The following is an 11,178-nucleotide window of genomic DNA, read 5'->3' as shown; positions in this document are numbered from 1 at the left end:
CAAAATATCGACTTAGGCCATCAAATGGATATAACTACCCATCACCAAAATCCGCGCTCATTTCAGCGAGCAGGCCGGCGTCCCCGCACGCGTTCGCAAATGCAGCGATACGCCGCTCAATTTCGCGCCCCAACAACCACTTGCCCACCGGATGGGCCAGCCACCGCAACCATCCTGGCCGACAGGAAAAGGTGTACTTCCAGACCAGCCGGGTTCCGCCGTCGTGCCCGGAAAAACGCCAGCCCCCGCCAAACTGGGCGAAAAACCATGGACCTGACACCATCTTCATGCCCACGTTTCGGCCGGGCACATAGGAAACGTATTCGCTGACCATCAGCAGCCCCAGCCGGGACCGGGTCCGGGTGCGAACACCCTTGGCCGCCCGCGTGGCACCACCTTCAAAATGCTGCGAGTGGATGAACGGGTCCCATTTCAGCCGCAACTCCCCCGTGGTCTGGGAAAGTTTGAACGCGGTGGCCGGATCCAGTGGCACCGTCCGTTCGGCAATGACCTGAGGCATGGGCTCAGCCCACTCGAAGGCGGCGGACGGCGCGCACCAAGCTCACGGTTCCGCCGACGGCCGCACCAGCACCAGCACCAAGGACCATGAGCGCCAGGCCCAGATAATTGGGGAAGCTCCAACCGGCGGAGACCAAGGCCGGAATTTCACTGTCAAGTTCGACGGCGGGACTCTCACCCAGCCGGTAGCTGACGGGCTGGTCCACGATTTCACCCTTCGTGGGGAAGTCCTCAACCCAGCCTTGGGTGGAAGTGTTGGGCGAAGGATGGCGGGGAAAGTGGTTGGTGGTGAGCGAGTGTTCCGTCCCGTCGCTGCCCACGAATGTAAGCTCCACGCGGAAGACGTGCTGCAGGCCGTCATTGGCACGGCCCACATTGACCCGGGCATCGGTGACGGTCCCCTGCTTCCCGGTCTCCTGGAGGTCCCGGGCGGTATTTGCGGAGTTGTTCCCGATCTGAAACATGTTCAAGCCAAAAAGCAGCATGGCTGCGGCAAATGCCAAAATGATGATGGATGCCGTTCGGAGTGTTCCCGCCGGGATCTGTTGCTTTCCAATTGCCATGTTTCCAGCCTATCGGCCTGCCGGTTTCGCGCCATGGGGAACCCTGCCCATCGACTGGCCCGCCGTGGGCGGCGAACCTCCCGTTCAATGGGCATGTCGTCGCCGGCTACCGCGGGTCAGTGCTTAAACGGGAAGGGCCCCAGCCGAAGCTGGGACCCTTCCTATAAGAGTTCAAACAGTCTAAAGACTACTTGACGATCTTGGTGACACGACCTGAACCAACGGTGCGGCCGCCTTCGCGGATAGCGAAGCCGAGGCCCTCTTCCATGGCGATCGGCTGGATCAGCACGACTGACATTTCGGTGTTGTCGCCAGGCATAACCATTTCCGTGCCCTCAGGCAGGGTGATGACGCCGGTAACATCCGTGGTGCGGAAGTAGAACTGCGGGCGGTAGTTGGAGTAGAACGGGTTGTGACGCCCGCCTTCGTCCTTGGCCAAGATGTAGACGTTGGCTTCGAAATCGGTGTGCGGGGTAATGGAACCCGGCTTCACGATAACCTGGCCACGCTCTACGTCTTCGCGCTTGATGCCGCGGAGCAGCAGACCACAGTTCTCGCCGGCCCAAGCCTCGTCGAGCTGCTTGTGGAACATTTCGATACCGGTAACCGTGGTCTTCTGGACCGGGCGGATACCAACAATCTCGATTTCCGAGTTGATCTTCAGGGTTCCACGCTCGGCGCGGCCCGTAACAACGGTTCCACGACCGGTGATGGTGAAGACATCTTCAACCGGCATCAAGAACGGCTTGTCCTTGTCGCGGATCGGGTCCGGAACGTTGTTGTCAACGGCGTCCATCAGATCTTCAACGGACTTGACCCAAACGGGATCGCCTTCCAGTGCCTTCAGGCCGGAGACACGCACAACAGGTGCCTCGTCGCCGTCGAAGCCCTGTGAGGAGAGCAGTTCGCGAACTTCCATTTCGACCAGGTCGAGGAGTTCTTCGTCGTCAACCATGTCAGCCTTGTTCAGGGCGACCAGCAGGTAGGGAACGCCAACCTGGCGGGCCAACAGAACGTGCTCGCGAGTCTGGGCCATCGGGCCGTCAGTCGCAGCAACCACCAGGATAGCGCCGTCCATCTGGGCAGCACCGGTGATCATGTTCTTGATGTAGTCAGCGTGACCGGGGGCGTCTACGTGTGCGTAGTGGCGCTTCTCGGTCTGGTACTCAACGTGGGAGATGTTGATCGTGATGCCACGCTGCTTCTCCTCGGGAGCCGAGTCGATGGTGCTGAAATCACGCGCCTCGTTGAGATCGGGGTACTTGTCGTAAAGTACCTTGGAAATGGCAGCCGTCAACGTGGTCTTACCATGGTCAACGTGACCGATGGTGCCGATGTTAACGTGCGGCTTGGTCCGCTCGAACTTTGCCTTCGCCACGGGTTCCTCCTAGAACGTTTTCAGATGACATACTCTCAGCGACGCTATTCGTCACTGAAATCGTAGTAAGTCTACTGGGGGCTTTTGATATTTATGAAATTACTGCTGCTTGGCGTCTGATCAAGTGTAGAACCTGAACCAGACGCCAAGCAAAAGGGCGACTACTCGCCGCGGGCCTTCTGGATGATTTCGTCGGCTACTGCCTTCGGAACCTCAGAGTAGCTGTCGAACTTCATCGAGTAGACTGCGCGACCCTGGGTCTTGGAACGCAGATCACCGATGTAGCCGAACATGCCGGACAAGGGAACCAGGGCCTTGATGACCTTGACTCCGCTTGCGTCCTCCATGGACTGCATCTGGCCGCGACGTGAGTTGATGTCACCAATAACTTCACCCATGTATTCCTCAGGGGTGCGGACTTCAACTTCCATCAGCGGTTCAAGCAGAATCGGGTTGGCCAACCGTGCGGCTTCCTTGAACGCCATGCGACCGGCGATCTTGAAGGCCATTTCGGAGGAGTCAACATCGTGGGACGCGCCGTCAAGCAGCTTGGCCGCGATGCCAACCATCGGGTACCCCGCCAGCACGCCGTCAGGCAGTGCGGACTGGATGCCCTGGTCAACGCTGGGGATGTATTCGCGGGGAACACGGCCACCAGTGACCTTGTTCTCGAACGTGTACATTTCGCCGTCGTGAGTATCCAGCGGCGCAATGGCAATCTGGATCTTCGCGAACTGGCCTGAACCACCGGTCTGCTTCTTGTGCGTGTAGTCGTGCTTGACGACGGCGCGCTTGATGGTTTCGCGGTACGCAACCTGCGGCTTGCCAACGTTGGCCTCAACGTTGTACTCGCGGCGCATGCGGTCAACCAAAACATCCAGGTGGAGCTCGCCCATGCCACCAATTTCGGTCTGGCCGGTGTCTTCGTTGAGGTTGACGGTGAACGTCGGGTCCTCAGCGGAGAGCTTCTGGATAGCCGTGGACAGCTTCTCCTGGTCGCTCTTGGTCTTCGGCTCGATGGCCACGAAGATCACGGGGTCCGGGAACGTCATGGACTCCAACACGATCGGGTTTGCCGGATCACACAAGGTGTCACCAGTGGTGGTGTCCTTGAGGCCGATAACGGCGTAGATGTGACCTGCGTGGATTTCATCCACAGGCATTTCCTTGTTGGCGTGCATCTGGAACAGCTTGCCCAGACGTTCCTTCTTCTGCTTCGTGGAGTTCAGCAGCTGTGTACCGGAAGTTGCCTTGCCGGAGTACACGCGGATGAAGTTCAACTGGCCGAAGAACGGGTGTGCCGCAATCTTGAATGCCAATGCGGAGAACGGTGCGTCCTCGCTGGCTTCGCGGGTGAGCTCAATTTCCTCATCGCGGGGATCGTGACCAACCATGGCGCCAACATCCAGCGGGTTCGGCAGGTAGTCGATGACAGCATCGAGCATGGGCTGCACGCCGCGGTTCTTGAATGCAGAACCACAGAAGACCGGGTAGATCTCGGAGTTCACGGTCAGGTGGCGGATGCCGGCCTTCAGTTCCTCGATGGAAGGCTCTTCGCCCTCGAGGTACTTCTCCATGAGCTCTTCGGAAGCCTCGGCAACTGCCTCAACGAGGGCTGCGCGGTATTCCTCAGCCTTTACCTGCAGATCCGCGGGGATCTCCAGGATGTCATAGGCGGCACCCATGGTGACGTCACCCTTGGAGTCACCGGCCCAAACGAAGGCCTTCATGGTGAGCAGGTCAACGACGCCAGTGAATTCGCTTTCAGAGCCGATGGGCAGCTGCATAACGAGGGGCTTGGCACCCAAGCGGTTGATGATGGTGTCCACCGTGAAGTAGAAATCAGCACCGAGCTTGTCCATCTTGTTGACGAAGCAAATACGCGGAACGTTGTACTTGTCAGCCTGACGCCAAACGGTCTCCGACTGCGGCTCAACGCCTTCCTTGCCGTCAAAAACAGCAACGGCGCCGTCAAGCACACGCAGGGAGCGCTCGACCTCCACCGTGAAGTCAACGTGGCCAGGTGTGTCAATGATGTTGATCTGGTTGTTGTCCCAGAAGCAGGTCACGGCGGCAGACGTGATGGTGATGCCGCGTTCCTTTTCCTGTTCCATCCAGTCAGTCGTCGAGGCACCATCATGGGTCTCGCCGAGCTTGTGGTTCACACCCGTGTAGAACAGGATGCGCTCAGTTGTTGTGGTCTTGCCAGCATCAATGTGGGCCATGATGCCAATGTTGCGAACCTTGTTAAGGTCTGTAAGCACGTCCTGTGCCACGGTTTCTCCCTTTTCTAGAGATGTGTTGGAAGGATGCCGGCGGAGTTGCCGCCGACATCCTCAAAGCTCTAGTTACCAGCGGTAGTGAGCGAAGGCCTTGTTGGACTCTGCCATCTTATGGGTATCTTCGCGACGCTTGACAGCGGCACCAAGACCATTGGAGGCATCCAGAACTTCATTGCGCAGGCGCTCGGTCATGGTCTTCTCGCGGCGAGCCTTCGAGTAACCAACCAACCAGCGAAGTGCAAGTGCGGTCTGACGACCCGGCTTCACTTCAACCGGAACCTGGTAGGTGGCGCCACCAACGCGGCGGGACTTAACCTCAAGGCTGGGCTTGATGTTCTCCATGGCCTTCTTCAAGGCAACTACTGGATCAGCACCGGTCTTTTCACGTACACCCTCGAGTGCGCCGTAAACGATGCGCTCTGCGGTGGACTTCTTGCCGTCAACGAGGACCTTGTTGATCAGCTGAGTGACCAAAGGGGAACCGTATACGGGATCTACAACTAGCGGCCGCTTGGGGGCCGGACCCTTGCGAGGCATATTACTTCTTCTCCATCTTTGCACCGTAGCGGCTGCGAGCCTGCTTGCGGTTCTTAACGCCCTGGGTATCCAATGCGCCACGGACGATCTTGTAGCGAACGCCGGGAAGGTCCTTAACACGGCCTCCACGAACGAGCACGATGGAGTGCTCCTGGAGGTTGTGGCCTACACCGGGGATGTACGCGGTAACTTCCACGCCACCGTTGAGGCGCACACGTGCAACCTTACGCAGAGCCGAGTTCGGCTTCTTCGGGGTGGTTGTGTAAACGCGCGTGCAAACGCCGCGACGCATGGGGCTGCCCTTTAGTGCGGGAGCCTTGGTCTTTGTGACCTTGGGTGTCCGGCCCTTTCGGACCAGCTGGTTAATCGTAGGCACTTTCGTGTTCTCCGTTGTTTTATCGTGTTGCTTGCCCCTCCGGCCGGAATGATTCAGCCGCTGGGGGTAAGCCGTTTACTGGTAGTCGCAGGCTTGGCGACTTCACAGCGCCTAGGCATGCAAAAATGTGGCATTCGCTGTACAAGAACCGTACAACCCGGACCCGCATCCACTTCCTTCGGATAAATGAAGGAAATTGACACTCTTATCCACTGCCACACTAACAATTACTAATTACGTTACCACGGGTTGTGCCGTGTATTGAAATCGGGGCCGCAGGCCCCGGTTCGGCCAACTGCCGCGTGCACCTCTTGACAGCCCGGCGCACATGCTCCAGTGTCGAAGATACTTCACGGGGGCACTGCGCCTGGCATCTTTCCGGCAGCCCGCTGAGGAGCGTTTTCCCGACGACCGGAGGCACGCCATGGCTGATGCAGACCTGGTCCTTGAAGGTGGCGGGGTCAAGGGGTCGGCGCTGGTGGGGGCTGTCGCTGCGTTGACGGACTTCAGCGACCCGTATTCCCTTCACCGGATTGCCGGCACCTCGGCGGGTGCCATTGTGGCCGGACTGCTGGCGGCAGGCATGGATGTTGCCAAGGTCGGTGCCACCATGGACATCCTGGACTTTTCAAAATTTGAGGACCAGGCAGGACTCATGGCCGGGGTTCCGATATTGGGTCCGCTTGCCGGGCTGCTGTTCCATCAGGGGCTGTACGCCGGGGAATACCTGCACCGCTGGCTGCAGGAAACGCTGGCCGCGCAGGGTGTGCGCACGTGGGCGGACCTTAAGGACGACGACCCCGACAGTGCCTTGCCGCCGTCACAGCGCTACAAGCTGGTGGTGATTGTGTCGGATATTTCCCGCGGTCTCATGTTGCGCCTGCCGTGGGATTATGAGGAGCTGCTGGGCATGGATCCGGACACCGCGTCGGTGGCCGACGCCATCAGGGCCTCAGCCTCCATCCCGTTCTTCTTCCGCCCGTGGATAATGCCCACGAACCCTGCAGTCACCGGCCACGACCACATTGTGTGTGCAGACGGCGGTCTGCTCTCGAACTATCCGATGTCGATCTTCGACAGGCACGACGGCAAGCCCGCCCGGTGGCCGACCATCGGTGTGAAGCTTTCAGGCCAGAGCACCATCCGCGCCCAGGACTGGCGCCCTGACAACAACAATCTGCAACTGGCCATGTCGCTGCTGACCACCATGCTGGGCGCCCACGACCGCGCCTACATCAGTGATCCCCAGGCCTCGTCGCGCACGATCTTTGTCGACACTTCCAATTACCGCGCCACCGACTTCCATCTTTCCCGGCAGGACAAGGACGCCTTGTACGCTGCGGGCCTGGCCGGCGGGAAAAAGTTCCTGTCCACCTGGGACTGGGAGAAGTGGAAGGCCGGCGACTACACCACATAGCCATAGCTGCAGGAGCGTTGGGTGGTTGGGTCAAACTACGACGGCGGTTGGTGAGTTTCGCAATGAAACCCACCAACCGCCGTCGTACTTCGCTACCTCCCAAACCTCACTAACACGGCTTGGGACCCTCGGCAGCTCGCTTATTCAGCTAGTGTCAGCCGGAGAAGTTGGTGCCCAGGTCGTAGTCATCCAAGGGGATGGCACGGAACTCTGCACCCAAATCTCCAGCGCCGCCCACGTAGTCGAAGTCGCTGAACGCGCTCGGACCTGTGAACAGATTGGCCTTGGCTTCTTCCGTGGGCTCCACCGTGACATCGGTGTAGCGCGGAAGACCTGTACCGGCGGGGATCAACTTACCGATGATCACGTTCTCCTTCAGACCCAGCAGCGGGTCAGACTTGCCTTCCATGGCCGCCTGCGTCAGAACGCGGGTGGTCTCCTGGAAGGAAGCGGCGGAGAGCCATGATTCGGTGGCCAAGGAAGCCTTGGTGATACCCATCAGCTCGTTACGGCCGGATGCCGGCTTCTTGCCCTCGGACACAACGCGACGGTTTTCCGTTTCGAAGCGGCCGCGCTCGGCAAGCTCACCGGGCAGCAGCTTCGAGTCGCCGGACTCGATAACCGTGACGCGGCGGAGCATCTGGCGGACGATAACCTCGACGTGCTTGTCGTGGATACCCACACCCTGGCTGCGGTAAACGCGCTGAACTTCCTCAACGAGGTGCTTCTGGGCGGCACGCGGGCCGAGGATGCGCAGAACCTGCTTGGGGTCAACAGCACCCACAATGAGCTTCTGGCCAACTTCAACGTGCTCGCCGTCAGCAACCTGCAGGCGTGCGCGTCGCAGAACCGGGTAGGCGATCTCTTCGGTGCCGTCGTCCGGGGTCAGGATCAAACGCATCGTCTTCTCGGACTCATCAATGTTGATGCGGCCGGCAGCTTCTGCGATCGGAGCCACACCCTTGGGGGTGCGGGCTTCGAAGAGCTCCTGGATACGGGGCAGACCCTGGGTGATGTCCTCGCCACGGCTGGCGGAAACAGCACCACCGGTGTGGAAGGTACGCATGGTCAGCTGCGTGCCGGGCTCACCAATGGACTGGGCGGCAATAATGCCGACAGCCTCACCAATGTCCACTGTCTTGCCGGTGGCCAAGGAACGACCGTAGCAAAGGGCACAGGTACCAACGGTTGACTCACAGGTGAGCACCGAACGAACCTTGATCTCTTCAATGCCAGCCGCGAACAGCTTGTCAATGAGGACATCGCCAACATCAGCCCCGGCCTCAGCCAGAACCACACCGTTCGAGTCGACTACCTCGGAAGCCAAGGTACGGGCGTAAACGCTGTTCTCGACCTCCTCGTGCAGCACGATCTCACCCATGGAATCAACCACTGCGATCGGCAGGGTCAAGCCGCGCTCGGTGCCACAGTCGTCTTCACGAACAATGACATCCTGCGAAACGTCAACCAAACGACGCGTCAGGTAACCGGAGTTGGCCGTACGCAGAGCCGTATCGGCCAGACCCTTGCGGGCACCGTGAGTGGCAATGAAGTATTCCAAAACCGACAGGCCCTCACGGTAGGAGGACTTGATCGGGCGAGGAATAATTTCACCCTTGGGGTTGGCCACCAAGCCACGGATACCGGCAATCTGGCGGACCTGCATCCAGTTACCACGGGCACCGGAGGAAACCATGCGGTTGATCGTGTTGGATGCGGCGAAGGATGCCCGCATCACATCAGCGATCTCGTTGGTTGCCTGGTTCCAGATGTCGATGAGCTCCTGGCGGCGCTCTTCGTCAGCGATCAAACCCTTGTCGTACTGGGCTTGGACCTTGGCTGCCTTGACCTCGTAGCTCTCCAAAATGGCGGGCTTGGATTCGGGCACCTTGATGTCGGAGATGGCAACTGTGACGCCTGAACGGGTGGCCCAGTAGAAACCGGCATCCTTCAGGTTGTCCAGTGTTGCCGCCACAATCACCTTGGGGTAGCGCTCGGCGAGGTCGTTGACGATCTCGGAGAGCTGGCCCTTGTCGGCAACAGCCTCAACCCACGGGTAATCCGCAGGCAGCGTCTGGTTGAAGATGACCTGGCCCAGGGAGGTGTCGATGATGGCGGTTCCGCCAGCTTCGAATCCTTCCGGACCCTTGCGCTCGGCACCCGGGATGAAGTTGTCCAAACGGATCTTCACCTGCGAGTTCAAGTGCAGCTCACCGGCGTCGTGGGCCATGATGGCCTCGGCGGAGGTGGAGAACACGCGGCCTTCGCCGACGGAGCCCTCACGCTTGGTGGTCAAGTGGTACAGACCGATGATCATGTCCTGTGACGGCAGGGTCACGGGACGGCCATCCGACGGCTTCAAAATGTTGTTCGAGGACAACATCAAGATGCGCGCTTCAGCCTGTGCTTCGGGGCTCAGCGGCAGGTGGACTGCCATCTGGTCACCGTCGAAGTCGGCGTTGAAAGCACCACAAACCAGCGGGTGAAGCTGGATTGCCTTGCCTTCAACAAGCTGAGGCTCGAACGCCTGGATACCCAAACGGTGCAGGGTTGGTGCGCGGTTCAGCAGTACCGGGTGCTCGGTGATGATCTCTTCGAGAACATCCCAGACCTGGGGGCGGAAACGCTCAACCATGCGCTTGGCGCTCTTGATGTTCTGTGCGTGGTTGAGGTCAACCAGGCGCTTCATCACGAACGGCTTGAAGAGCTCCAGGGCCATCTGCTTGGGCAGACCACACTGGTGCAGCTTCAGCTGCGGACCAACAACAATAACGGAACGGCCCGAGTAGTCAACGCGCTTACCCAGGAGGTTCTGGCGGAAACGACCCTGCTTGCCCTTGAGCATGTCGCTCAGGGACTTCAACGGACGGTTGCCCGGACCGGTGACGGGGCGGCCGCGACGACCGTTGTCGAAGAGCGAGTCAACAGCTTCCTGCAGCATGCGCTTTTCGTTGTTGACGATGATCTCCGGAGCACCCAGGTCAAGCAGGCGCTTGAGACGGTTGTTGCGGTTGATCACACGGCGGTACAGGTCGTTCAGGTCCGAGGTGGCGAAACGGCCACCGTCAAGCTGAACCATGGGGCGCAGTTCCGGCGGGATCACCGGGACAGCATCCAGAACCATGCCAAGCGGGCTGTTGTTGGTTGTCAGGAATGCGTTGACAACCTTCAGGCGCTTGAGGGCACGGGTCTTGCGCTGGCCCTTGCCGTTGGCGATGATGTCGCGCAGGATCTCGGCTTCACCGGCCATGTCAAAGGTCTCAAGGCGGCTCTTGATGGCTTCGGCACCCATGGCACCTTCGAAGAACATGCCGTAACGGTCACGCAACTCGCGGTACAGGGCTTCGTCACCTTCGAGGTCGGCAACCTTCAGGGCCTTGAAACGGTCCCAAACCTGCTCGAGGCGGTCGATGTCGGCGTCGGCGCGCTTGCGCACGTTCGCCATCTGACGGTCCGCGGAATCGCGGGCCTTCTTCTTGTCGGCAGCCTTCGCGCCTTCGCCTTCCAGGCGTGCAATCTCACCCTCAAGATCGCGGGCGATCGTGGCAATGTCGTTGTCACGCGTGTCCACCATGCGCTTCTTCTCCAGGTCGTGCTCAATCTGGAGGTTCGGCAGTTCTTCGTGGCGGGCGGCGTCGTCAACGCTGGTGATCATGTAGGCGGCGAAGTAAATGACCTTTTCAAGGTCCTTCGGTGCCAGGTCCAGCAGGTAGCCCAAGCGCGAGGGAACGCCCTTGAAGTACCAGATGTGGGTTACGGGAGCAGCAAGCTCAATGTGGCCCATGCGCTCACGGCGCACCTTGGCGCGGGTGACTTCCACGCCACAACGCTCACAAATGATGCCCTTGAAGCGCACGCGCTTGTACTTGCCGCAGTAGCACTCCCAGTCGCGGGAAGGGCCAAAGATCTTCTCACAGAAGAGCCCGTCTTTTTCCGGCTTGAGCGTGCGGTAGTTGATGGTTTCCGGCTTCTTGACTTCGCCGTGGCTCCAGTCGCGGATATCTTGCGCGGTGGCCAGGCCAATCTGCATGAGGCCGAAGGAGGATTCGCTGGACATATGGGTCCTGTTCTCTCTAATTCTCTAAAGTCTGAATGTCTAAGCGGGT

Annotated in this window: 8 protein-coding genes; 1 reads left to right on the top strand and 7 read right to left on the bottom strand. The window is 59.6% G+C overall.

Features of this window, described 5'->3' with window-relative positions:
• Positions 1–34: 34 nt before the first annotated feature.
• The 6 genes from AC1L6K_RS05305 to rpsL form a co-directional block, all read right to left on the bottom strand.
• Entirely contained in the window at positions 35–520 is a 486-nt protein-coding gene (locus tag AC1L6K_RS05305) for an SRPBCC family protein (protein WP_480951679.1), read from the bottom strand.
• Positions 521–524: 4 nt separating this feature from the next.
• Positions 525–1,082, bottom strand: coding sequence for a hypothetical protein (locus AC1L6K_RS05300; RefSeq protein WP_480951678.1), 558 nt, complete (start codon positions 1,080–1,082; stop codon positions 525–527).
• 187 nt (positions 1,083–1,269) lie between these two features.
• A complete protein-coding gene (tuf, locus tag AC1L6K_RS05295; RefSeq protein WP_480951677.1) occupies positions 1,270–2,460 on the bottom strand; it encodes an elongation factor Tu in 1,191 nt (396 codons plus the stop codon).
• A gap of 161 nt (positions 2,461–2,621) precedes the next feature.
• The gene (gene fusA / locus AC1L6K_RS05290) at positions 2,622–4,736 is read right to left on the bottom strand and encodes an elongation factor G (RefSeq protein ID WP_480951676.1); all 2,115 of its coding nucleotides are present in this window, start codon (positions 4,734–4,736) and stop codon (positions 2,622–2,624) included.
• A gap of 72 nt (positions 4,737–4,808) precedes the next feature.
• Positions 4,809–5,279, bottom strand: a complete 471-nt coding sequence (gene rpsG / locus AC1L6K_RS05285) for a 30S ribosomal protein S7 (RefSeq protein WP_038464713.1) — start codon at positions 5,277–5,279, stop codon at positions 4,809–4,811.
• A 1-nt stretch (position 5,280) separates the two neighbouring features.
• On the bottom strand, positions 5,281–5,655 hold the full coding sequence (gene rpsL, locus AC1L6K_RS05280) for a 30S ribosomal protein S12 (RefSeq protein WP_038464715.1): 375 nt from the start codon (positions 5,653–5,655) through the stop codon (positions 5,281–5,283).
• A gap of 424 nt (positions 5,656–6,079) precedes the next feature.
• Here rpsL and AC1L6K_RS05275 point away from each other — a divergent pair, with 424 nt between their 5' ends.
• Entirely contained in the window at positions 6,080–7,072 is a 993-nt protein-coding gene (locus AC1L6K_RS05275; protein WP_480951675.1) for a patatin-like phospholipase family protein, read from the top strand.
• 154 nt (positions 7,073–7,226) lie between these two features.
• Here the strand turns inward: AC1L6K_RS05275 and AC1L6K_RS05270 are convergent, their stop codons facing one another.
• Positions 7,227–11,129 carry a DNA-directed RNA polymerase subunit beta' gene (locus AC1L6K_RS05270; RefSeq protein ID WP_480951674.1) on the bottom strand — a complete coding sequence of 1,301 codons (3,903 nt, stop codon included), beginning with the start codon at positions 11,127–11,129 and terminating at the stop codon, positions 7,227–7,229.
• Between the last annotated feature and the right edge of the window lie 49 nt (positions 11,130–11,178).

The organism is Specibacter sp. BI4, from assembly GCF_056680095.1.
The sequence above is the reverse complement of the archived record's forward strand: the minus strand, read 5'-3'. Positions and strand labels throughout refer to the sequence as shown.